The following is a 24,160-nucleotide window of genomic DNA, read 5'->3' as shown; positions in this document are numbered from 1 at the left end:
CGTGTTTATCGGGTGTTTTCTTCTTTCATGGGAGTCCTGTCTACGCGCAGTGACTTCAATACTGGAATGGTAAGAGGAAGAGCCAGTAGAAAAGAGCATAGGTCGGCTGCGGCTTGACACATTTCCACACCCTGCAACTGCAAAAAGTACGGCAGAATCAGTATCAAGGGGATGAAGAATAAACCTTGGCGGGAGGAGGAAAGAATGACGGCCCGGCGAGGCTGACGGATGGTTTGTAACAGCATGTTACACAGTATCACCCAGGCTCCTAATGGGAGCGTGATGAGTTGCCAGCGTAGAGCTTCGGCTCCTACGGCGATAACTTGTGGGTCTTCTTTCCGGAACCAGGAGACTACTTCTGGGGCATAAATGTAGCCGATGAGGGAGCAGATAGCCAAGAAGATAACGCCTACCTTCACACAATACCAGAATCCTTGGCGGACACGACGGTTTAACCCTGCTCCGTAGTTGAATCCGCATACAGGTTGAAATCCCTGTCCGAAACCGATAACAAAGGAATTGATGAACATGCAGACGCGGGTTACAATGGACATTCCGGCAATGGCGGCATCTCCAAAATTTCCGGCTGCTACATTCAGCAGAATGGTTGACACACTGGCCAGTCCCTGCCGGCAAAGAGAAGGACTTCCTCCGTATACGATTTCTTTCAGATAGGCTGGAGTCGGAGTAAAGTGTCGGTAATGGATACGGATGTTTTCTCCTTTCCGGTCCATGAAAAGCAGGATGGTGAAGCTGCATACCTGACTGATGAAGGTCGACCAGGCGGCTCCTGCAATTCCCATGTCGAATACGAATATCAATAACGGGTCAAGTCCGATGTTAAGTACGGCTCCCACAATGATGCCAATCATGGCATAAACAGCGTTTCCCTGGAATCGCATCTGGTTGTTGAGTACCAGCGAGGAAGCCATAAAAGGAGCTCCCAACAGGATAATTCCTAAATAGGTCTTGGCGTATGGAAGAATGGTTGGGGTAGAGCCGAGTGCCCGGCAGATAGGGTCCAGAAAAAGCAGACCGACAAGCGCGATGGCACAACCGATAAGGAATGCGCTGAAAAAGCCCGTTGCAGCCATCTTTTCCGCACTGCGATAGTCACGTGCACCTAATCTTCTGGAAATGAAATTACCTGAACCATGTCCGCAGAAAAAACCGAATGCCTGAATAATGGCCATGATGGAAAAAGAAATACCTACAGCCGCAGTAGACTGAGTATTGATTTTCCCGACAAAATAAGTGTCGGCCATGACATAGAAAGACGTGACCAGCATACTGATGATGGTCGGAACGGCCAATCCTCGGATAAGGCGGGGTACCGGTGCCGTGGTCATAAGCGTATATTTGTCTTGAGGCATAGGTTGTCTGCTTGTAGAATGTGAGCAAAAGTACGAAAAAAATCCCCCTCATTTTCCTAAAAAGGGCAAATAAGGGGGGATGAAAAGTAAAAAATTAAGTGTTGATAGGGTTTTCTGAAAATTAGAATCCAGCCAGTTCAACCACTTTGTCAACTGCCGTATTCAATCCGTCAGGATTTTTACCACCTGCAGTTGCAAAATGAGGCTGACCACCGCCACCACCTTGAATCAGCTTGGCGGCTTCACGTACCAACTGACCTGCATTCAATCCGGCTTTTACCTGATCTTCGCTCATGGTTACAGTCAGCAACGGTTTGTTCTCAAATACACTACCGATAACTACGAACAGATTTTCTGTGAACTGTCCTTTCAACTGGAATGCAATGTTCTTTACTGCGTCAGCCGGCATCGGAAGTACAGCTTTGATTACTTTTACGCCATTAATTTCTTTAGCGCCTTCAATCAGTTTGTTCTTGACTGCAGCTTCTTTCTCCTTCATGAATTCTTCCATCTGCTTCTTCAAACCAGCGTTTTCTTCAATGTACTTGGAGATGGCAGCCTTCAAGTCGGGTGCATTGTTGAACAATGCTTTCAGGTCGTTAATAGTATCTTGTACGGTATCGAACATCTCTTCTACTTTCGCACCGGTAACTGCTTCAATACGGCGTACACCTGCAGCTACAGAACTTTCAGAGATGATTTTCACCATACCAATTTTTCCGGTAGCAGATACATGTGTACCTCCACAGAATTCGATAGATGAACCGAACTGTACGACACGAACTTCGTCACCGTATTTTTCACCGAACAGAGCGATAGCACCCAGTTCCTTAGCCTTTTCAATCGGCAGGTTACGGTATTCAGTCAAAGGTACGTTTTCACGAATCTTGGCATTTACCAGGTGTTCTACTTCACGAATCTGTTCCGGAGTCACTTTCTGGAAGTGAGAGAAGTCGAAACGCAGTGATTCAGGAGTTACAAGAGAACCTTTCTGTTCCACATGAGTACCTAATACCTGACGCAAAGCTTCGTCTAGCAAGTGCGTACAAGAGTGGTTAGCTGCACAAGCGGCACGCTTATCAGTATCTACACATGCCATCATTGGAGCTTCCAAGTGTTCCGGAAGTTTCTTGGCAATGTGAATCGGAAGGTTGTTTTCCTTCTTTGTATCAATGATGTCGATAGTTTCAAATTCGCTCACCAATACACCGGTATCACCTACCTGACCACCACTTTCTGCATAGAACGGAGTCTCGCTCAATACAATCTGGTAGAGAGTCTGGTTCTTTTGTTTAATCTGGCGGTAGCGCAGGATGCTGGTTTCATATTCTGTATAATCGTAACCTACGAAAGTAGTTTCACCTTCTTTCAGGGTAACCCAGTCACCAGTTTCTACTGCAGCGGCATTGCGGGCACGTTCTTTCTGTTTCTGCATTTCAGCTTCGAAGCCTTTCACGTCGGCTGTCAGACCGTTTTCACGCAAAATCAGCTCTGTCAAGTCGAATGGGAAACCGAATGTATCATACAGTGTAAAGGCATCTACTCCACTAATTTCTGTCTTGCCGGCAGCTTTGGTTTCGTTCATTGTCTTTTCGAGCAGACGGATACCTGTTTCCAGTGTACGTAGGAATGATTCTTCTTCTTCCTTCATCACTTTTTCAATCAAAGCCTGCTGAGCTTTCAGTTCAGGGTAAGCACCACCCATGTTTTCAATCAGCACCGGAACCAGCTTGTACATGAATGCCTGTTTCTGTCCGAGGAAGGTGTAAGCGTAACGAACAGCACGACGCAGGATACGGCGGATGACATAACCAGCCTTTGCGTTTGAAGGCAACTGACCGTCTGTGATAGAGAAAGCAATGGTACGGATGTGGTCAGCAACTACACGCATAGCCACGTCTGTCTTTTCATCGTCTCCATATTTCTTGCCAGACAAATCACCAATCACTTTGATGATAGGCTGGAATACGTCTGTATCATAGTTGGATGTTTTTCCTTGCAGTGTACGTACCAGACGCTCAAATCCCATACCGGTATCAATTACTTTCGCAGGAAGTGGTTCCAAAGTTCCGTCTGCCTTGCGGTTGTATTGCATGAACACCAGGTTCCAGATTTCGATAACCTGCGGGTGATCCTTGTTTACCAGTTCGCGTCCTGGAACAGCTGCTTTTTCTTCTGCAGAACGAGAGTCGATGTGGATTTCAGAACACGGACCACAGGGACCTGTGTCACCCATTTCCCAGAAATTGTCATGCTTGTTTCCGTTGATGATATGGTCTTCAGGGAAGAACTGTCCCCAGTAGCTTGCAGCTTCGTCATCACGTGAGATGCCTTCGCTTGGACTACCTTCGAAAACAGTCACATATAAATCTTTCGGGTCAAGCTTCAGTATGCTTACCAGGTATTCGTATGCCCAGCTGATAGCTTCTTTTTTGAAATAGTCACCGAATGACCAGTTACCCAACATTTCAAACATGGTGTGGTGATAGGTATCGTGGCCTACTTCTTCCAAGTCATTATGTTTTCCGCTCACACGAAGACATTTCTGTGAGTCAGTCACGCGTTTGTATTTAGCAGGGTGGTTTCCAAGTATGATATCCTTGAACTGGTTCATACCGGCATTGGTGAACATCAGGGTAGGGTCATCCTTGATAACCATTGGTGCAGAAGGCACAATCTGATGTCCTTTCGACTCAAAGAATTTCACGAATGAGTCGCGGATTTCATTTGCTGTCAACATAATCGTTATATCGTCTTGTAGTTAATATTCTCAAAATTGATTTGCAAAGATAATTGGTTTTATTATTTTTGTCTGTATGTTTGGTGCAAAAACTTAATGTTTTGTTGCTTAAAAATTTCCAAAATCGAACGACATGCGTAAAGTCTATTATATCTACAACCCGAAAACTCGTACTTACGACCGTATTTATCCCACCGTACGCCAGCGGGCTTTGAGCTACTTGCGTCAGCTCTTCGTCGGTATGGGACTGGGAGCAGGCAGTTTTATCCTGCTGTTGTGGATTTTCGGTTCTCCTTCGGAAAAAGACCTTCGTACGGAAAATTCCCGACTTTTGTCGCAATATGCCATTCTTTCCTCTCGTCTGGATGAGGCGGAAGGAGTGATGCAACGCCTGCAGCAACGTGACGACAACATCTACCGCGTAATGATGCAGGCAGACCCGTTACCGGATGAACAGCGTTCGGCTACCGCTAATAATGCACGTTATAATGAACTGATGGACATGGCCAACAGTCGTCTGGTCATCCATACCCTGCAGAAAATGGATGATTTGGAGAAGAAGATTTATGCCCAGTCCAAATCTTTCGACGAAGTGGTGGGGCTCTGTAAACAGCATGACAAAATGCTAGCCTGTATTCCCGCTATCCAGCCCGTTTCAAACAAGAATCTGAAACAGACAGCTTCGGGATACGGTATGCGTGTTGACCCGATTTATAAGACCGTGAAGTTTCATGCAGGAATGGATTTTTCTGCCAATATCGGTACGCCGGTATATGCTACAGGAAACGGACGGGTAAAACAGGCTGGCTGGGATGGATTGTATGGAAATTGTATCATCATTGACCATGGATTTGGTTATGTGACCCGTTACGCTCATTTGAATAAAATAGAAGTGAAAGTGGGTCAGAATGTGGCGCGTGGGGAAGTGATTGGTCAGGTAGGTTCTACTGGAAAGAGTACCGGTCCGCATTTACATTATGAAGTGCGTGTAAAGGGAAAGATTGTCAATCCGGTGAACTATTATTTCATGGATTTGAATGCTGACGATTATGAAAAGATGATTGAACTGGCTGCCAACCACGGTCGTGTATTTGATTAAAAAGAATTGCTTGTTATGGCTTTGAAAACAGATAAAGAACTGAAACTTTATTATTCCATCAGCGAAGTGGCAAAAATGTTTGATGTAAATGAATCATTGCTGCGTTATTGGGAAAAAGAGTTTCCGATGATTTCTCCTAAGAAAACAGGAGGAAATGTGCGTCAGTACCGAAAAGAAGACATAGAGAATATTCGTCTGGTATATCATCTGGTGAAAGAAAAAGGGATGACGCTGGCCGGTGCCAAGCAACGGTTACGGCAGAACAGGGAAGGAACCATGCAGACAGCCAATGTGGTAGAACGCTTGAAACGAATCCGCGAGGAACTGGTGAGCATGCGGAATGAGTTGGATTATCTTACTTGATTTATAAAGTTTTTTAATGGAATAGGCTGCCCGGAACAGAGCAGCCTATTTTGTATATGGACTTTTGGTAAGTCACGATTGATGATACCTGTTGAAAAACTCTTTTATTCAAAATCGCTTTGTTGCTTTTCTACTTCTTTCAGTTTTAGTCGGCTTTGCTGTTGTGCTTCCTGGCTTACTTTATTGAGCGGCATAAATCTTTTGTCATTCTTTGACTGGTTTTGTAAAAGCTTCAGTTCATTAGGGGCAGCAATAAGCGGATGTTTGGCTTCTACTGTTTGAATAGTGATTTCAGCCGGTGCAGGAGTATGTACGCCATTATATACAACTGATGCCTTTACCTTTATTTCTCCAGCTTGTGTTTTTGCACGAACCAATACTGGAGCAGTTCCCCATTGGATAGCACGAGGATTCGTGAAGGTCTCATTATTGGCTACCAGTTCACCTGGTCCCTCAATCTCAAACTGAATATGGTAGTTGTTTAGTCGCTTGATGTTTCCGTTATCGTCAGCTATAGCTGCTACTACGGTAATCAGATCAGAACCGTCTGCCGTGGTTTCTGTCTGCTCATTGTCTGCCCAAAGAATTACTTTTGAAGGACGTCGGGCAGGAACAACTTTATGAGTTGCAACCAGTTTGCCGTCGACAAAACCTTCTGCCAGCAGATATGATTCTTCATGTTTATTGGCTCTGGCCAACGCTTTGTCGTGCATTACGTCCCATACATTATTGAACGTAATGACGGGTGAAGGCATACCTTCTCCTTTGACTGCTTTTTTGTAGGTATATTGTTTCCCTCCTTTGCAACAGGTAAGGTGTACTTCCTCACAATTACTGTATACGGTTACATCCTTAGGAGAGAACGGAGTCATGGCATTGGCAATGAAAACCATAGGCCCGTTTTCTGCAATCAGTTTATCATTTTTTTCAGCCGGACGCTGTGAGCAGAACATATAGTAGGATAGTTTAGGCTGTCGGAATGCATCCATGATACCTCCATAGAATGGGTCAGGATGATACCCGCGCTGATGGTCGAAAGAATGCCATAAACATCCTCCCATGTGCTGGCGTGAATTACGATATAACGCATCGTAACAAGTGTACTGGTAATCTGTTTTAGCATATCCTTGAGCCTGTATCAGCATCGGAACTTCTCCCCAGGCGCGGTTTACCCGGCTGGGAGAATTGTGAGAATTCCAGTCATCTACGTTATCTCCCCATTCACGGGTGAAATACGAAATGTCAGGGTCTAAGTCTGATGTGTTAAATGCTCCTCCAGCCCCATTGACAGGATGTGTGAAATGGATAGGAAAATATTCATGTCCTTTAGCGGTCACATCGCAACCTGCATAGCAATAAGGATAGGGATATTCTTCATGGAGAATGCTTACTACATTCTTGGCAAAATCTTCCGGATACCATGTTTCGTTGAGAATCGGCTCCCACATCCAGACAGAAGGATGATTACGGTCGCGTCTGACCATGTTACGGATGTCGCTATATACCCTTTGTGCAAAGATAGGTTCATCGTTCCAAAACTGCCATCCAGGGGTATTGACGATGACGAACAGTCCCAGTTCATCGCAAGCATCCATGAAAGCCGGGTCTTGTGGATAGTGTGCGTTGCGGATGACTCTTAATCCCGCATCACGAAGCTTTTTGGCATCTCTCCAGTGAAGACTGTTTGACAGGGCGTTACCGATGATGGCAAAATCCTGATGTCTGTTGGCGCCAATTAATGGGTAAGGGTAAGGTTTTCCATTCAGCCAGAAACCGTCTTTCCCTTTGAACTCAATGCTTCTGATTCCAATACGGTGGCGGTATCCGTCGATGATGTTTCCTGCTTTATCCTTTATCATGACGTGAAGCTGGTATAATGTAGGAGAGTCAGGTTCCCATAATTCAGGTTGGTTCACGTGCAGCACAAGGGATGTCTGCCGTCCTTTTCCTTTGCTTACAGAGAATGCTTTTTCCGCTTGAGCAACCAGTTTCTGTGAGGTGTTAAACAGTTGGTATTCTACCTTTCCAGAGAATGATTTTCCGGACATGTTCCGGATGTGTGCATCCAGCTTTATATCGGCAGACTGCTCAGATACATGGTTGAAGGAGACAAACAACCCTCCGCTGGCAGTCTCATTTTCATAATTAGGATCGGTGAGGAATATGTCGTTGTGTGTAATGAGCCAGCAGTCTCTGTAAATTCCCCCAAAATAGGTAAAGTCAAGCGCTTCCTGTGGTTTTCCGGGAGGATAAGACGGGTCGTTGCTGTTATCAGCCCATACTGCTATCACATTGTCTTGTCCGTAGCGCAGGTATTCAGTAATGTTTGCGATGACAGGCAAGAAGCCACCGAAATGCTCTTTTATCAGTTGTCCGTTAACCCATACCTTGGATTTTCCCATAATGGCTTCAAAATGTAGAAAAAGTTGTTTGCCTTTCCATGCTTCTTCTGGAGTAAAGTGTTTTCTATACCATACCTCACCTTGATAATTGATGCAGCCGCTGGCTTCGGAAGGCACATATTCTATGCCGTCAGGGAGAGAGACCAGATTCCAGTCCTTGTCATTGAAATCCGGACGTTCGGCTCCATCCGCACTGCCTTTATGCAAACGCCATGCAGGGTTCATGCTGTAAACGGTTCTTCCGGTGTTAGGAAGCTCAAAGAAACCGGCTGTAGAGAATTCCGGTTGATGGGCAAATCCTAGTTGGGTAATCATGAGTATCAAACTACATAGGGCAGTTCGAATATCCAAAAATGGTTTCTTCATACGATATGGTTTATTTTAAGGTTAATAATCTCCTTTTTGATAGGAATTCTTTTCCTGATAGAAATTGATTCTTTCTGTCCATGGTTTATCTTCTAGGGGGAAAACTTTATGTGTATTTGCCCACTCAATCCATTTGCTTTCCAGTTCCTCTACCTTATCTGGATATGTGGCAGAGAGGTCATGCGTTTCAAACGGATCTTTGTCGAGGTCTATCAGTTCCCATTGACTGTTTCTGTCGGCCCTTACCAGTTTCCAGTTACCCTCTATAATAGCGCATGAACTCTGGTGTTCAAAGTACAGCGTTCGCTTGTGAATGGATTGGCCGGTTATAGCCGGAAGCAGGTTTGTTCCAGGTAGGTCTGCATGTGAGAATGTTTTAGGATATGCTACGTTTCCCAATGCCATACAAGTAGGCATTATATCAATGATATGGGCCGGTTGATTACATACTCTTCCTTTTTGTAGATTCTTGTTCTTATTACCATAACTAAGAATCAGCGGACTACTGGTTCCACCTTGAAATCCCCACTTTTTGTAGCTTCTATAGGGAGTGTTTGACAGGTCAGACATCAGTTGTCCGATAAATCCTCCTTCGTTGGTAGCTCCATTGTCACTCATGAAGAGAAACACTGTATTTTCATACATATTTTTCTTTTTGAGTTCTTTTATGACTAGTCCGATACCTTCGTCCATGATTTCAATCATAGCAGCATAGGTAGCCATGTCTTTTATCCATTTCTCTTGCTGTTCCGGTGTCAATTCATTCCATGACGGACGTTTACCATTGAATTCTTTATTGAAGATAGGCAATTCCATATTGTCAGGAATAAGTCCCAGTCTCTTTTGTTTTTCAAATCGCTGCTTTCGTAGCACATCGTATCCTACTTTATATCGGTCCATACATTTTTCAACATACTCTGCTGGAGCCTGAAGAGGCAGATGAGGTGCATAATGGGCCAGATACAAGAACATGGGCTTGTCTGTATCATGTGTATGGATAAAACTTACCGCGGAATCGGTAATGGCTTTTGTGTAGTAATAATCGTCGGGCAATTGAGTGATTCTTTTTAAATCATTGTATACCGGGTCAGGTTTATAGTAGCTTCCTCCTCCGTGCAGACAACCGTAATACCTGTCGAATCCTCTTTGCACAGGATAACTGCCGTTGGGAGCATCGTATCCACCAGTGGTAGTGACATGCCATTTCCCGCTCATGTAAGTACGATATCCTCCTGCTTTCATGATTTCAGCGATGGTCGGGTATTCTTTATCTATTTGTCCTCTGTATCCCGGACGGTGCTCATCCACTTCTGCCATCCATCCCATTCCCACTTGGTGTTGGTATCTGCCGGTAAGTAGGGCGGCTCTGCTCGGACAACTTCTTCCCGTATTTTTGAACTGACTGAAGCGTATGCCATCCTGAGCCAGCTTATCAATATTGGGGGTATGGATTTCACTGCCGTAGCATCCTAAATCGGAAAATCCCATGTCATCGCATAGAATGAGCACGATGTGGGGCTGCTGTATCTTTTGGGCATGTGATGAAAGGGGAGTAGTACACAACAAAAATGGGATAAGCGATATTCTGTTCATGGTGAATTGAATAAAGTTTATATTAATAGGCGATACTTGGACGTAAGTATATTAATAATGAGAAATTATATCGTAGGGAATTATAATTCATCAGGATAAGGTATAATTTTACCCGTCGTCTTCATGGAAGGTCTTTGGGCACTTCTTGCTCTCAAATAATCAGACATTTCTTTGCTCAACTGCTTTACGATTTCCGGGTGCTGAGATGCTAAGTCTTGTTGTTCGCCTATATCATTTTTGATATGGTATAATCTGAGCTTTTGAGTTTCCCAAGTATAAATCAGATGATAATCTTCTTTCAAAATAGCCGAATAAGCACCATATCCCTCTTCCTTGTTTTGTGTTTCGCCCCATAAGTTAGGGAAATGCCAAATAAGTGTGCGTTCTTTAAGATTGTCCGGATTTTTTAATGCATCTACAAAGCTCACTCCATCAATGGTTTGTTTGGTCGTATAGTTCTTTATACCCGCCATCTCCAATATGGTAGGGAAAAAGTCTTCGATAATTACTTTTTGGTGGCAGATGCTGTTTCCCTTTGTTATTCCAGGCCAGTATACCATCATGGGTTCGCGTACACCTCCCATGAAAGCCGAACCTTTTCCGGCACGGGCTGGAGCATTCGCATCACGGTTTTCTATGCCCTGGCGAGCATGATTCAATGCCAGCCCTCCATTGTCGGACATGAAGAGGATAATAGTGTTTTGAGCTATTTGTGGATGTGAGTTTAAATAGTCAAGAATATCTCCCAGACTTTTGTCCATACCCTCTACCAGTGCCGCATATTTGACTTCTTTTTCGTCGAGTATAGCCTTGAGCTGTTTGTCATATTTGTCTCTATAATTACTACTGAACCTTTTATCTTCATCGTAAGGAGTATGCACTGCATAATGTGACATATACAGGTAGAATGGTTTGTTCATTTCTACAGATTGGTCAATCTCTTTGAGCGCTTCTCTTGTGAGCGCTTCTGTGATAAATATATCCTGACCGTAATATTTTTCCAGTCCTTTTACGGCAAATCGGCTACCTTCTCCGAAATTTCTTGTCCCTAAATAACTTCCTGGAGCACCATTCGCGCCTCCTGCAATATTTACATCAAATCCCATGTTGAGTGGATTTTCTCCAGGTGTAGTGCGTGCACCGAAATGTGCTTTACCACAATGAATTGTTCGATAACCGTTTTCTTTTAGCAGTTGGGGAAAAGAAGTAATAGGAGTAGAATTGTTTATGTTAGATTCAGCTGGTTGGATGCCGTTGTAATGCCACTCGGGCAACTTTATTACATCGCTTGATTCGTCTGTCTTTTGATTGAGTTCCAGCGTCCAGTTGGTGACCTTATGTCGGGCTGCATTCATTCCTGACATTAGACTGCAGCGGGTAGGGGAGGAAATTGCACATGCATAGGCTTCAGTAAATCGTACTCCCATTTGTGCCAATCTTTCCATGTTGGGTGTATGGTAACGTTCATTGAGCAGGGTCCTATTGTCCTCAAAAAATGGAACGGAAGTATCTTGCCATCCCATATCATCCACTAAAAACATGATAATGTTGGGCTTATCGGTTGTTTGTGCGTATAAAGTACTGCTTATCAGACTACAAGTGCTTAGGAGGATTGTGATATTTCTCATAAAGATTCTTTAGGTTAGATAAAAGTTTAGTTTCAATAATAATCGTTGGTCAAAGATAATGGAATAGTTTTAGTATATGGGAATATACATAGAAAGAATATTCTTAAAGTATCTTTTAATTTCTAAGAATATTCTTTCCATCTGTATTAACATGTATGATTATTAGGATCCAATAGCTCTCTGATTGGCTTTTGCTTAAATCTTTGCGATTGGTTGGCTGTATATAGTAGTGTTTAATTAAGATAATGGCCTCTCACCATACATTTATAAATTAGTTTTTAGTCATAGACAGCCCTGAACTACTTTTTAAAGACTCTTTACAAATCCCGTTCAGTCCGCAGCTTTCACATTTTGGGGCACGTGCCGTACAAACGTAACGTCCGTGGAGAATCAGCCAGTGGTGTGCGGTCGGGATAAGCGATTCAGGGATGTATTTTACCAGTTGTTTTTCAGTAGCCAGCGGAGTGGTACACGTGCGGGGAACCAGTCCGATGCGATGACTCACGCGGAATACATGAGTGTCGACTGCCATGGCAGCCTTATTGAATACCACGCTCTGGATAACATTCGCCGTTTTGCGTCCTACACCGGGTAATTTAATCAGTTCCTCCAGTGTGTCGGGTACGGTACTTTGGAAATCGCGTACCAGCATCTGCGCCATTCCTACCAGATGCTTGGCCTTGTTGTTGGGATAGCTCACGCTGCGGATGTATTCGAACACTACTTCCGGAGTGGTGGCAGCCAAAGCTTCGGGAGTAGGAAAATCCCTGAACAGGGGAGGGGTAATCATGTTGACCCGCTTGTCGGTACATTGTGCGCTGAGAATGACAGCTATCAGCAGTTCAAACGGGTTGCTATAGTGCAGTTCCGTTTCGGCTACGGGCATGGCCGTCTGAAAATATTCGATGACTTTCTGATAAAGTTCTTTTTTTCGCATACTGTGTAGAATAATTTAGGTGAATAGTTTGTGATTAATACCATTTCTTCCGTTTGAAAAACAGGTATACTCCGATGCCGGTAACCAGCATCAGTCCCCAGGCCATCAGGTAACCGTATTTCCATCCCAGTTCAGGCATCCATTCGAAATTCATTCCCCAGATACCTGCTAAGAATGTTAGCGGAATGAAGATAGTCGATACGATGGTGAGCTGCTTCATGATGTTGTTCATCCGCTGGTCATTGTTCGACAGGTAAAGGTCTACCAGGGCCGAAATCATGTCGCGGCAGCCGTCGAGAGTCTGTAGTACGAATTGCAGATGGTCGTTTACGTCGTTAAAGAACGGACGGTTGGCTTTGTGAAGCAGTACGTTGTCGGCATGAAACAACTTGCTCATCTGCTCTTTAAGAGGAAGGATGCATTTCTTGATGAGGCGGGCATCCTTTCGATAGGGTTGTATATCCTCTAATGTCAGTCCGCTTCTGGTTTCCGGTGACAGCAACGATTCCTCCATATCTTCCAGCTGGTCTTCCATTCGGGATATGATAGACATAAAGCTGGCCATGACGCTGTTCAGCATGACGCTTAGCAGAAAATCTGACTGGCGGTTCCGGATTTTCAGGGTATTGTTTTTCAGTGCCGTGTGAATCTCATTGAAGAAATCGCTGTCGTGTTCCATGAAGGTAAGTACGAAATTACTTCCCTGCACAATGCAAAGCTGTTGGGGAGTGTACGTGTTTTCTTCGTCTACCGACAACTGTTTCAGGATGACCACATTGTAGGTGTCATGCTCTTCAATTTTTGTCAGATGCTCCGCATTGAGAATATCTTGTGTGGTAAGAAAATCGATGTGGAAAAAATCGCAGACTTCCTGCACGATTTCTGTATTCTGCAATCCGTGAATCTGTACCCAGTTGATGGCATCCGGCCGGATGAAAGGAGAAAACTCTTTGATGGAAGCTCCCTGATGATATTCCAGAATTTCTGTGTTGTATGTACAGAAATGCAGGTGAGTCGGCGTATGGCTGGCTCCCGTATAATTCAGCTTTTCGCTTAGCAGGTTGTTTTTTGTCATGGCATTTTCGGTTTAATCAATACGTTTCAATACCACCTCTTTTTTGTCGATGTATTTATCGAAGTGGAAAGACGGTATGCCTAATGCGATACCGGCATGAACGGTTCCTTCAATACCTAACAGCTTTTGCAACTTTCTTTTCCGGTCCATTCCTGCTGCACTGCATACGAATCCGGTGTAGAACTGTGAGACTCCTGCTGCTTCTGCCATGAGTGAAGCATTCTGGTAGGCAAGGTTGCAGTCCTGACATCCGAAACGTTCTTTTTTGTCGGTATAGAAAAAGATGGCAGCCGTGGCACCTCTCAAAATACCGTCGTTACCTCGTTCAAATTCCTCATGCAGTTTTTTGAACACCGGCACGTAGCGATAGCCCGAAGGCATAAGCGGCTTCAATATCAATTTCAGTAACGGATTTTCCACCAAGTTTACTATCGACATAAAAGTACCGATGGTGATACGGCTGACTTCCTTCAAAGTTTCCGGGCGGGTGACCAATACCATTTTGACTTCTTGTGCATTGGTTGCCGTCGGGGCCCGATGGGCAGCTTCTATGATACGCTGTAACAACTCTTCCGAGACTTTTTCTTTGGAAAATGCGCGGTTCGAGCGGCGGGAACGGATGAGCAGTTCCATCTGGTCGGCAGTGGGAAGTTGGCTCCGGTCGATGGTATGAACCTTTTCAGGTGGAAAATCAGCATGCTCAATGGAGTTGGTCGGACAAACGGCCACGCAGTGTCCGCAACTGATGCAGTCGTCGGTATTCACTTCAATACCTTTATCTTCCTGAAGGGTAAACAGAGCAGAGGGGCATATTCTGACGCATTTCTTACAGCGTATGCATGTATTCTGATTGATATGTATTTGAGCCATAGTGTGGAATAAATTTAGATACATTATTCACAAAGGTACGATTTTTATTTGTTTTTTCTGTAAGCGTAAGGAGAAAACGGTATTCGGGGATTGACCTTGTGACGTTTTTGGGGTGTTGTTTCCTTTTCTATGTTTCCCTTAGGTAAAACTTACGTTTCCGCACCGGGAAACGTAGGTTTCGCGTAAGGAAAACATAGGGTTCTGCACTGGGAAACATAGAAGGTGAAGAAATATCTGTTACATATTTGCCGCAGGTTTGTAAGATAATTGGAGGGGAATGGAGTTTAATCCCGAAATTTCTTTGTATCTTTGCGCCCGATTAAAAAGAGAACATTTACATGCGATGCCGTGAATAGCGGTCGTGTATTCTAGAACACCACGTAAAAAACAGGAGCGATGAAAAAAGAAAATCTCGTATCAGTGCCTTTTATGGTTTTGGGCATTGTGTTTTGTGTCTGTCTGGTGGCAGCCAATCTGTTAGAAACCAAAGTCGTACAGCTGGGTCCGATTTCTGTAACTGCCGGACTCATTGTTTTCCCGATTTCTTACATTATTAATGACTGTATTGCCGAAGTATGGGGCTTCCGTAAGGCGCGTCTGATTATCTGGATGGGCTTCCTCATGAATTTCATGGTAGTGGCCATGGGACAGTTGGCAGTGGCTCTTCCCGCTGCTCCGTTCTGGGAGGGAGAAGAAAGCTTCAATTTCGTATTCGGCATGGCACCTCGAATTGCGGTAGCCAGTCTGACAGCCTTTCTGGTTGGTTCGTTTATCAATGCGTATGTGATGAGCCGCATGAAAGTGGCTTCACATGGAAAGAATTTCTCTGCCCGTGCCGTATTGTCGACCATAGCCGGAGAGGGAGCCGACTCGCTGATTTTCTTCCCGCTGGCTTTTGGCGGACTGATGCCGGTGAGTGAGCTGGCCAAGATGATGCTGGTGCAGGTGGTACTCAAGACTTTGTATGAAGTGATTGTACTGCCGGTAACTGTTCGTGTAGTGAAGTACATCAAGCGAGTGGATGATACAGATGTATATGACGAGCATATCTCGTATAATGTATTAAGAATCAAGGAAATCTAAGAAATATGGTAAATAATAAGGAGGCCCTCGTCGTATTTAGCGGCGGGCAGGATTCTACGACCTGTCTTTTCTGGGCAAAAAAGCATTTTGAGAAAGTATATGCATTGAGCTTTCTGTACGGGCAGAAGCATGAAAAGGAAGTAGAACTGGCGCGTGAAATTGCACGGAAAGCCGGGGTAGAGTTTGAAGTCATGGATGTGTCATTTATCGGACACCTGGGAAAAAACTCTCTGACGGATACGTCTATTCACATGGATGAGGAAAAACCGAAAGATTCATTTCCGAATACGTTCGTTCCGGGAAGAAACTTGTTTTTCCTGAGCATTGCAGCGGTTTATGCGCGTGAAAAAGGCATCCATCACATGGTGACGGGGGTATCGCAGACAGATTTCAGCGGGTATCCCGATTGTCGGGACTCGTTTATCAAGTCGCTGAACGTGACACTGAATCTGGCCATGGAAGAACAGTTTGTGATTCATACACCGTTGATGTGGATTGACAAGGCACAGACCTGGGCGCTAGCCGATGAACTGGGAGTGCTTGACTTGGTTCGAAACGAGACACTGACTTGTTATAATGGAATTCCGGGTGACGGGTGCGGACATTGTCCGGCTTGTAAATTGCGCCGTGAGGGATTGGAAAAATATTTGGCTTCAAAACAAAATAAGTAAGTATGGAAAGAAAAGACGAACTCACTTTATTGGGTAATAAGAAAACGGTATATAAGCAGGATTATGCGCCTGAAGTGCTGGAATCGTTTGTAAACAAACATCCGGAGAATGATTACTGGGTGCGTTTCAACTGTCCGGAGTTTACCAGTCTTTGCCCGATTACGGGGCAGCCGGATTTTGCGGAAATTCGTATCAGCTACCTGCCGGATGTGAAGATGGTAGAAAGCAAGAGCTTGAAGCTGTATTTGTTCAGTTTCCGTAATCACGGCGATTTTCATGAAGACTGTGTGAACATCATCATGAAAGACTTGATTAAACTGATGGATCCGAAATACATTGAGGTGACGGGTATTTTTACTCCACGTGGCGGCATTTCCATTTATCCGTATTGCAATTACGGTCGTCCGGGAACAAAGTACGAGGAACTGGCTGAGTATCGGATGAAGAATCATGATTTGTAAGCCGGAGTTTGCTGAAATATAAAAGAATGCGGGCGGAGAAACAGCATGTGAATGTTTCTCCGCCCGTATTTTTTATGAATACTTCGGTATCAGGAAAGTTCCAGGCCGAGGGCTTCCTTGAGTCTCAGCAGACTGGGGTTTTTCTTGCTCATCATCTGAAAACGCTCTACGTGGCTATAGGCACGCACGTTTTCGTTGGCTTCGCTTACCCGTGTAGTCATTCTGATTTTGCGGTTATGCAATTTTTCTTGCAGATGGGCTTCTATCTTCGGAGCGAGCTGCTGCATGTATTTCTGAACCATGTCATTGTCCACCGCTACTTCAAATGTCTGCTGGTCGGCCAGCAGGTGAGGGTGCATGTTCATCATGCGTCCGGCATTGGCGGCCTCCTCTTTAGGTAGCAGACTGGCAAACTCACGCCAGTAATAGCCTAAGTCTTTTTCATTGAACATGTAATCTTCCCATGTCTCTGTCATGGGCTGTTGCACGGGTGCATTGGATGCTGTTCGTGCAGCTGGTTCTGCGGTGGCCGTTTGTGTCTTGCGGATAGACATGCCTAAACTGCCGGCTTTGATGACCGGTGCCTTTCTTTCCGTACTGACTTTGGGCAGGGGACTGCTTTTGGTGTAGGGTACTTCCGATTGCTGCAAGGTGCTTGTATAAGGTTGTGCACTTGCTGCCGCCGGTTGAGGCTGAGGAGTCGGCTGAGAAACCGGAGCTGTAGCTACCGGAGTCGTTTGTACGGGGGCTACAGGCTGACTGGCTTGTGCCGTATGGAAGACGGGAGATAACTGTTTCTTAGGGCCATGCCCACTTCCGGCATCTTCCGGTTCGGCTGTGAGTTGTGCCACCTGAATAAGGGTGAGCTCTACCAGCAGGCGTTTGTTTTTGCTTTGTCGGTAGTTCAGGTCGCAGTCGTTGCACAGCTTCATGGCCTTGTACAGGAATTGTGGCGTACATTTCTGCGCTTGAGCTTGGTATCGGTCCCGGATAGAAGCACCGGCTTCCAGCAGTTGCAGGGTAGACGGGTCGCGGCTTACCAGCAGGTTTCGGAAATGTGAAGTCAGTCCCGTGATGAAATGGTTGCCGTCAAATCCTTTTCGAAGAATATCATTGAACGTGAGCAGGCATTCGGCTACTTTATTTTCCAGGAAGAAATCGGTCAGCTTGAAATAATATTCGTAGTCCAATACGTTCAGGTTCTCAATCACACTTTGGTAAGTGATGTGGCCATTGGTGAAGCTCACTACCTGGTCGAAGATGGAGAGGGCATCACGCATACCCCCGTCGGCTTTCTGTGCAATGACGTTCAGGGCTTCCGGTTCGGCTTCGATGTGCTCCTTGCGGGCTACGTTCTCCAGGTGTTCCACCGTATCGTTGACCGTGATGCGGCTGAAGTCGTAAATCTGGCATCGGCTCAGGATGGTGGGAAGAATCTTATGTTTCTCAGTGGTGGCCAGAATGAAAATGGCATGCTGAGGCGGTTCTTCCAATGTCTTCAGAAAGGCATTGAATGCGGCGGTAGACAGCATGTGTACCTCGTCGATGATGTACACTTTGTACTTGCCGATTTGGGGCGGGATGCGTACTTGCTCAATCAAGGAACGGATGTCTTCGACTGAGTTGTTGGAGGCCGCATCCAACTCATGGATATTATAGGAACGCTGTTCGTTGAAAGCCTTGCATGACTCACATTCGTTGCATGCCTCTCCTTCACTGGTTGGGTGAAGACAGTTGATGGTCTTGGCAAAGATACGGGCGCAGGTGGTCTTTCCTACTCCTCGCGGACCGCAGAACAGGTAGGCATGCGCCAGTTTATGATTGGCAATGGCGTTTTTCAGGGTCGTGGTCAATGCACGTTGTCCCACTACGGTATCGAAAGTAGAGGGGCGGTATTTGCGTGCCGATACGATATAATTTTCCATGTGTCGATTCTTTTGTTTGATTCCTTGATATTTCTGCAAATGTACATAAAATCTCTTTCTTGTCATGGGCTTGCTAGGAAATAATTTCTATCTTTGCAAGGGTAATAAAGTGTGTATTTTATGGGTAAACTGGCTAATATATGGGCTTTTATCGGAAGGCATAAGTATTGGGTAACCATCGGTGCTTTTCTGTTGATTATCGGAGTGTTGGATGAAAATAGTCTGATACGCCGCATTGCACATAAACGTGAAATTCATCAGTTGAATACAGAGATTGAGCGTTACCGGAAGCAGTATGAAGAGGATAGCAAATTGCTGAAGGAGATTACCTCCAATAAGGAAGCATTAGAGAAGGTGGCTCGTGAAAAATACCTGATGAAGAAAGAAAATGAGGATATTTTTATTTTTGAAGAAGACAAGTAATGGAATCAAAGATGAAAGATAAACTGGCTGTAGTGGGAGCCATTGTGTTGTTTATTGGTCTGGCATTGCAGTTCGTAAAACTAGTATGGGCTCCGTATGTGTATCTGGTAGGGGCTTGTCTGTTTGCTTACGTACAGTTGGTTTCTGATTATAAAGGAAAGAATATCATTATCCGTCGTTTGCGCCGTCAGCAGCTTTTGGGAGCTATGTTGCTAGTGTTGACAGGGGTAATCATGTTGCTGTGGAAACGGAATGAATGGATTGTGTGCCTTACGGTGGCCGCGGTATTGGAACTTTACACGGCATTCCGTATTCCGCAGGAAGAAGCAAAAGAGAATTAATGTGACAGTTTAAATCAAGGAATCATGAAAGAAAGGTATTGGAAATATTCACTGATTGTGTTTATCCTTGGATTGGGGTATTTGCTGTTCCGCCAGGCACAGCCGTTTCTGAACGGTATTTTGGGAGGATTTACGCTTTATTTGCTGTTGCGGAATGTCACTTTCTGGCTTCAGACCAAGATGAAGCCGGCATTGGCTGTATGGCTGGTGACAATTGGAGTGACACTCTTCATTCTGATACCACTTTCTTTGTTTGGCTGGGCACTGGTTAGTCAGGTTTCAAAGATGCACTTTGATACGGAGGCTATCATTCGTCCGGCATGGCATGTGATTGATTTTATCAAAGACCGTACCGGCTTTGATATTTTGTCGGAGAAAAGTTTGTCGTTCTTTGTATCACAAGCTTCTTCCATCGGGCAGTCGGTGATGAGTGGAGTGAGCGACCTGCTGGTTAATTTGTGCGTAGCTATTATGCTGTTGTTCTTTATGCTTTACGAAGGAAAATCTATGGAACACTATGTCTCCACACTGTTGCCTTTTAAGGCAGAGAATAAGATTGAAGTACTGAAGAAAGTGCAGTTGATGGTGCGTTCCAATGCCATTGGTATTCCTTTGCTGGCCATTATCCAAGGATTTATATCATTAGGAGGCTATTTGATTTGCGATGCCCCCAATCCATTTCTAAGTGCCATGTTGACAGCTTTTGCTTCGGTAATTCCTTTGGTAGGTACTGCTTTGGTATGGGTGCCAATCACCATCTACTTCCTGATTGTAGGAAGCTGGGTGAACGCTCTGATGATGCTGGGATATGGGGCTATCATCGTTTCACAGTGCGATAACCTGATTCGTTTCCTGCTTCAGAAAAAAATGGCGGATGTGCATCCGTTGATTACGATTTTCGGTGTAGTGGCTGGTCTCCCTTTATTTGGTTTTATGGGAGTGATATTTGGTCCGTTGCTCGTATCGCTGTTCCTTCTGTTTGTGGATATGTTCCGGAAAGAATTCTTGCTGGAAGATAACCAATCGGCTACGCCTGATTGATTCGTTCTTCTAGGAATTTCATAATCTCTTCCGCTTGTGCAGGATGGAACCATGTGATTTCCGGGTCTCTCTTGAACCAAGTCATTTGTTTCCGGGAATAAATGCGTGAGTTTTGCTTGATTTTTTCTATCGCAAAAGGAAGTTCCCATTCTCCATCCAGGTAGTTGAATATCTCTTTGTAGCCAACGGTATTGAGTGAATTGAGGTGCTTGTAAGCATATACGCTTTTGGCTTCTTCCAGCAATCCTTCTTTTATCATTTCATCTACCCGTTGGTTAATGCGCTGGTATAGTTCTTCACGGTCGCGTGTGAGTCCGATTTTGATGATTTGAAACGGACGTTCTTTGGTGTTACGGGTACGGAATGAAGTATAGGTTTTTCCCGTCATATAACAGATTTCAAGTGCGTGAATCACTCGTTTGTGATTTTTCAGGTCTACAATGCGGTAATACTCCGGATCAAGCACCCGCAGTTCTGCACAAAGTTGCTCCAAACCTTCACTTTCGTAGCGGCGCAACATCAGTTCGCGTGTTTCTTTATCCACCGTAGGAATATCGTCTATACCTTTACAGACGGCGTCAACGTACATCATGGAACCTCCGGTCATAACCACTACCGGATTAGCCTTGAATAACTCCTCCAACTTCTTTAGTACTTCCGTTTCGAATTGGGCTGCGCTGTAGTAATCGGTCAGTTCAAGGGTACCTACAAAATAGTGAGGTACTCTTTTCAACTGATTGGGAGTAGGTGCTGCTGTTCCAATTTTCAGGTCTTTATACAGCTGGCGAGAGTCTGAAGAGATGATAGAGGTATGATACTTTTCGGCAATGGAAAGACTTAATTCTGTTTTTCCTACACCGGTAGGACCAATAAGTACGATAAGGACGGGCTTTTTCATTTGTGTGCGAGTATAGTCGGTAGGGAAAAAAGAAAATGTCATTCTGAGTCAGACCCAGGATGACATTTCTTATATTGTTTTACACTGATGTAACTGCGTGTCAGCTCTGTTTAATATTTATCTTCATCATAAGGATTTCCGCTTCCTTCGTTGATGTCAAAACCTTCCGGGTCAAAGTCTTCCATGTCGTAGTCTTGATCGCCATAGAAGTTTTCGTCAAGGTCGAGTGCAGCGTTTGTATTCATTTGTTCGTCAAAATCAATGGTCTGTTGAGGAGCTTCTCCGTTTTTACGAGTGCATACTGCCTTGTCCAAATCTTTTCCGGTGATGATTTCTGAAAGTTCGATGAAGAATACACGCTCAGCAAGCGGGTCAAATACATATATCATCTTCTGTTTTTCATCTTCCAGCAATTCGCTTAAAGGAGTTTCTCTCATGATATATGTATCTTCTTCCGAACTACCGCTTCCCATGTCTTCCAGGGTTATTTCTGTTTCTTTTTCCCAGTCATCGTCACAAATGAAGAAAGAAGTCATCTGGTCATCTTTGTATCCAGTTGATTTCAGAATAGCTTCGTGCAGGTCGTAGAAAGAAGCTTCAGAGTCGATTTGGATTTCTCTCAAAAAATCATCGACTTCGTCAGATATGATTCTAAATTTGTATACCATTTTCTTTTTGTCTTTTGTTGATGGGGTAAATATACAAAATCTTTTTTATCGGATGATCCCGCGCTGTGAGTTTTCCACGAATGAAATGATGTATTCAATTTCTTTGCTCATTGGAACTTCTCGCTTGATTTCTTCTATGGCATCTGTCACCATCTTTCCGCTGTTGTAGATAATACGGTAAGCATTATGGATGTTTTCGATTAATTCGTTGGAGAATCCTCTGCGTCGCAAGCCTACAATATTGATACCACAATAAGCAATCGGGTCACGTCCGGCAATGATGAAAGGCGGAATATCCTTACTAAAACGGCATCCTCCCTGAATCATCACATAGCCTCCTACACGGCAGAATTGGTGCATCAGTACAGAAGCACTTACGATGGCATTATCATCGATGATCACTTCTCCTGCCATTTTAGTCTGGTTGCCAATAATACATCCGCTTCCTACAATCGTGTCATGGGCTACGTGTACTCCTTCCATCAGCAGGTTATTATTACCTACCACGGTTTTACCTTTGGCGGCTGTGCCACGATTGATGGTTACGTTTTCACGAATGGTATTATTATCGCCGATTTCTGCTGTGGTTTCTTCTCCGTGAAACTTCAAGTCTTGTGGAATGGCTCCAATTACTGCTCCGGGGAAAATGCGGTTTCCGTTCCCAATGCGAGAACCATATAATATATTCGCATTGGGCATAATGACGTTATTGTCACCAATGACTACATTTTTATCAATGAAGACAAAAGGGCCTATTTCTACGTTTTCCCCGATTTTAGCTTCTGGGTCTATATATGCTAAAGGACTGATCATGTTACTTGTTTTTTACAATTTGTGCCATAAACTCAGCTTCGCAGACAATTTTTTCACCTACGAAAACGTATCCTTTCATAGTCGATATTCCGCGGCGAATAGGCGCCATCAATTCAACTCTGAAAATTAAAGTATCGCCTGGAACCACTTTCTGACGGAACTTTACGTTGTCTATCTTCAAGAAGTAGGTTGAGTATTTTTCTGGTTCGTCTACTGAGTTTAAAACTAGCAAGCCTCCTACTTGAGCCATTGCTTCGATTTGTAACACACCAGGCATTACAGGTTCTTGCGGGAAATGGCCTTGGAAAAATGGTTCATTAGATGTTACGTTCTTAACACCGACAATATAGTTTGCTCCTATAGCTATGACTTTATCTACCAACTGGAATGGATAACGATGAGGCAGTAATTCTCGAATACGATTTACATCCATTAATGGTTCTTCATTACAGTTGTAAATCGGAGCTTGTATCTCATGCATACGGATTTCTTTCCGCAGCTGACGTGCAAATTTATTGTTAATGGTATGTCCCGGACGTGTAGCAATAATACGTCCTTTAATTGGTTTACCAACCAATGCTAAGTCACCTATAATGTCCAATAATTTATGACGTGCAGGTTCGTTAGGCCATACCAATGGAATATGGTTGATATACCCTAAATGGCTGGCATCCATGTGAGGAACTCCCATTACGTCAGCTAACTTATCAAAGTTCTCCTGTGTCATTTGTTTTTCGTAAATAACAATGGCATTATCCAGGTCACCTCCTTTGATGAGTCCAGCATTCAGCAACGGTTCAATTTCACGAACAAACACAAAAGTACGTGCTGAAGCAATTTCTGTAGGGAAGCACTCCATATTTTCCAACGTAGCATATTGGTTGGTCAATATTTTAGAGTCGTATGAAATCAGTGTATTGACGCTGAACTTGTCATCAGGAAGCACAATGATAGAAGAACCTGTTTCTTCATCACGGAATTCAATCTTTGACTTGATGATGTAATAGTCTTTCGGAGCAGCTTGTTCTTCGATGCCTACGCGCTTGATGCATTCTACGTATGCTTTGGCACTTCCATCCAAAATAGGAAATTCTGGTCCGTCGACTTGAATCAAGCAGTTATCTATACCTGCTGCGTATAATGCAGCTAACGCATGTTCTACGGTACTAACTTTTACCCCGTTTTTTGCTAAAACTGTTCCACGGGTTGTGTCTACCACATTTTCTGCTACAGCATCTAATATGGGCTGGTCGTCCAAATCAATTCGCTGTGTCTTATACCCGTAGTGCTCTGGGGCAGGATTGAACGTAACGGTCAGTTTAACTCCCGTATGGAGTCCCTTTCCATTGAGTGAAAAGCTGCCTTTTAAGGTTTGTTGTTTCAACATGGG

Annotated in this window: 21 protein-coding genes; 8 read left to right on the top strand and 13 right to left on the bottom strand. The window is 44.3% G+C overall.

Translation table 11 applies throughout. The features are described from left to right. Positions 1-5: 5 nt before the first annotated feature. Both BACPLE_RS14635 and alaS read right to left on the bottom strand, forming a co-directional pair. Positions 6-1,373 (bottom strand): MATE family efflux transporter, encoded by a 1,368-nt coding sequence (locus BACPLE_RS14635; RefSeq protein ID WP_007563342.1) that lies wholly within the window; start codon positions 1,371-1,373, stop codon positions 6-8. A 121-nt stretch (positions 1,374-1,494) separates the two neighbouring features. After that, a complete protein-coding gene (alaS, locus tag BACPLE_RS14630) occupies positions 1,495-4,113 on the bottom strand; it encodes an alanine--tRNA ligase (RefSeq protein WP_007563340.1) in 2,619 nt (872 codons plus the stop codon). Positions 4,114-4,246: 133 nt separating this feature from the next. On the opposite strand from alaS, the gene BACPLE_RS14625 reads away from it, so the two are divergent. Together BACPLE_RS14625 and BACPLE_RS14620 are read left to right on the top strand one after the other, a co-directional pair. After that, positions 4,247-5,212 (top strand): M23 family metallopeptidase, encoded by a 966-nt coding sequence (locus BACPLE_RS14625; protein ID WP_022052635.1) that lies wholly within the window; start codon positions 4,247-4,249, stop codon positions 5,210-5,212. A 15-nt stretch (positions 5,213-5,227) separates the two neighbouring features. Beyond that, entirely contained in the window at positions 5,228-5,575 is a 348-nt protein-coding gene (locus BACPLE_RS14620) for a MerR family transcriptional regulator (protein WP_007563336.1), read from the top strand. Positions 5,576-5,679: 104 nt separating this feature from the next. Here the strand turns inward: BACPLE_RS14620 and BACPLE_RS14615 are convergent, their stop codons facing one another. From BACPLE_RS14615 to BACPLE_RS14590, 6 genes are all read right to left on the bottom strand, one after another. Further along, a complete protein-coding gene (locus BACPLE_RS14615) occupies positions 5,680-8,343 on the bottom strand; it encodes a glycoside hydrolase family 2 TIM barrel-domain containing protein (RefSeq protein WP_007563334.1) in 2,664 nt (887 codons plus the stop codon). A gap of 21 nt (positions 8,344-8,364) precedes the next feature. Then, on the bottom strand, positions 8,365-9,936 hold the full coding sequence (locus BACPLE_RS14610) for an arylsulfatase (RefSeq protein WP_007563332.1): 1,572 nt from the start codon (positions 9,934-9,936) through the stop codon (positions 8,365-8,367). 80 nt (positions 9,937-10,016) lie between these two features. Then, positions 10,017-11,564 carry a sulfatase gene (locus BACPLE_RS14605; RefSeq protein ID WP_007563330.1) on the bottom strand — a complete coding sequence of 516 codons (1,548 nt, stop codon included), beginning with the start codon at positions 11,562-11,564 and terminating at the stop codon, positions 10,017-10,019. Between the two features lie 271 nt (positions 11,565-11,835). Further along, positions 11,836-12,501, bottom strand: a complete 666-nt coding sequence (gene nth / locus BACPLE_RS14600; protein ID WP_007563328.1) for an endonuclease III — start codon at positions 12,499-12,501, stop codon at positions 11,836-11,838. 34 nt (positions 12,502-12,535) lie between these two features. Further along, positions 12,536-13,576, bottom strand: a complete 1,041-nt coding sequence (gene corA / locus BACPLE_RS14595) for a magnesium/cobalt transporter CorA (protein WP_007563326.1) — start codon at positions 13,574-13,576, stop codon at positions 12,536-12,538. 12 nt (positions 13,577-13,588) lie between these two features. Continuing rightward, positions 13,589-14,446 (bottom strand): nitroreductase family protein, encoded by an 858-nt coding sequence (locus BACPLE_RS14590; RefSeq protein WP_040313258.1) that lies wholly within the window; start codon positions 14,444-14,446, stop codon positions 13,589-13,591. A gap of 396 nt (positions 14,447-14,842) precedes the next feature. Between BACPLE_RS14590 and BACPLE_RS14585 the strand changes: the two genes are divergently transcribed. Genes BACPLE_RS14585 through queF form a run of 3 tightly spaced genes read left to right on the top strand, consistent with a single transcriptional unit; the run spans position 14,843 to position 16,661 of the window. Beyond that, positions 14,843-15,529, top strand: a complete 687-nt coding sequence (locus BACPLE_RS14585; RefSeq protein ID WP_007563322.1) for a queuosine precursor transporter — start codon at positions 14,843-14,845, stop codon at positions 15,527-15,529. Between the two features lie 5 nt (positions 15,530-15,534). After that, complete coding sequence (gene queC, locus BACPLE_RS14580) at positions 15,535-16,200, top strand: 7-cyano-7-deazaguanine synthase QueC (protein ID WP_007563321.1); 666 nt, start codon at positions 15,535-15,537, stop codon at positions 16,198-16,200. Positions 16,201-16,202: 2 nt separating this feature from the next. After that, the gene (gene queF / locus BACPLE_RS14575) at positions 16,203-16,661 is read left to right on the top strand and encodes a preQ(1) synthase (protein WP_007563319.1); all 459 of its coding nucleotides are present in this window, start codon (positions 16,203-16,205) and stop codon (positions 16,659-16,661) included. Positions 16,662-16,750: 89 nt separating this feature from the next. Here queF and BACPLE_RS14570 read toward each other — a convergent pair whose 3' ends face one another. Beyond that, on the bottom strand, positions 16,751-18,586 hold the full coding sequence (locus BACPLE_RS14570) for a DNA polymerase III subunit gamma/tau (protein WP_040313318.1): 1,836 nt from the start codon (positions 18,584-18,586) through the stop codon (positions 16,751-16,753). A gap of 120 nt (positions 18,587-18,706) precedes the next feature. Between BACPLE_RS14570 and BACPLE_RS14565 the strand changes: the two genes are divergently transcribed. From BACPLE_RS14565 to BACPLE_RS14555, 3 genes are read left to right on the top strand one after another with little or no spacing between them, the layout of a single operon-like run. Then, the gene (locus BACPLE_RS14565) at positions 18,707-19,009 is read left to right on the top strand and encodes an FtsB family cell division protein (protein WP_007563314.1); all 303 of its coding nucleotides are present in this window, start codon (positions 18,707-18,709) and stop codon (positions 19,007-19,009) included. Continuing rightward, positions 19,009-19,350 (top strand): hypothetical protein, encoded by a 342-nt coding sequence (locus tag BACPLE_RS14560; protein ID WP_007563312.1) that lies wholly within the window; start codon positions 19,009-19,011, stop codon positions 19,348-19,350. The genes BACPLE_RS14565 and BACPLE_RS14560 overlap by 1 nt, the downstream gene beginning before the upstream one ends. A gap of 24 nt (positions 19,351-19,374) precedes the next feature. After that, the gene (locus BACPLE_RS14555) at positions 19,375-20,391 is read left to right on the top strand and encodes an AI-2E family transporter (RefSeq protein WP_007563311.1); all 1,017 of its coding nucleotides are present in this window, start codon (positions 19,375-19,377) and stop codon (positions 20,389-20,391) included. On the opposite strand, the gene miaA is transcribed toward BACPLE_RS14555, so the two are convergent. The 4 genes from miaA to BACPLE_RS14535 all read right to left on the bottom strand — a co-directional run bounded on the left by miaA (position 20,378) and on the right by BACPLE_RS14535 (position 24,157). Then, entirely contained in the window at positions 20,378-21,289 is a 912-nt protein-coding gene (gene miaA, locus BACPLE_RS14550) for a tRNA (adenosine(37)-N6)-dimethylallyltransferase MiaA (protein ID WP_007563309.1), read from the bottom strand. The two genes, BACPLE_RS14555 and miaA, sit on opposite strands and share 14 nt — an antisense overlap. Before the next feature lie 110 nt (positions 21,290-21,399). Continuing rightward, positions 21,400-21,957, bottom strand: a complete 558-nt coding sequence (locus BACPLE_RS14545; RefSeq protein ID WP_007563307.1) for an IS1096 element passenger TnpR family protein — start codon at positions 21,955-21,957, stop codon at positions 21,400-21,402. 45 nt (positions 21,958-22,002) lie between these two features. Then, a complete protein-coding gene (gene lpxA / locus BACPLE_RS14540) occupies positions 22,003-22,770 on the bottom strand; it encodes an acyl-ACP--UDP-N-acetylglucosamine O-acyltransferase (protein WP_007563305.1) in 768 nt (255 codons plus the stop codon). Between the two features lies 1 nt (position 22,771). Then, the gene (locus BACPLE_RS14535; protein ID WP_007563303.1) at positions 22,772-24,157 is read right to left on the bottom strand and encodes a bifunctional UDP-3-O-[3-hydroxymyristoyl] N-acetylglucosamine deacetylase/3-hydroxyacyl-ACP dehydratase; all 1,386 of its coding nucleotides are present in this window, start codon (positions 24,155-24,157) and stop codon (positions 22,772-22,774) included. Positions 24,158-24,160 lie beyond the last annotated feature (3 nt).

Origin of the sequence: Phocaeicola plebeius DSM 17135, from assembly GCF_000187895.1 — a bacterium.
GTDB lineage: Bacteria > Bacteroidota > Bacteroidia > Bacteroidales > Bacteroidaceae > Phocaeicola > Phocaeicola plebeius.
The sequence above is the reverse complement of the archived record's forward strand: the minus strand, read 5'-3'. Positions and strand labels throughout refer to the sequence as shown.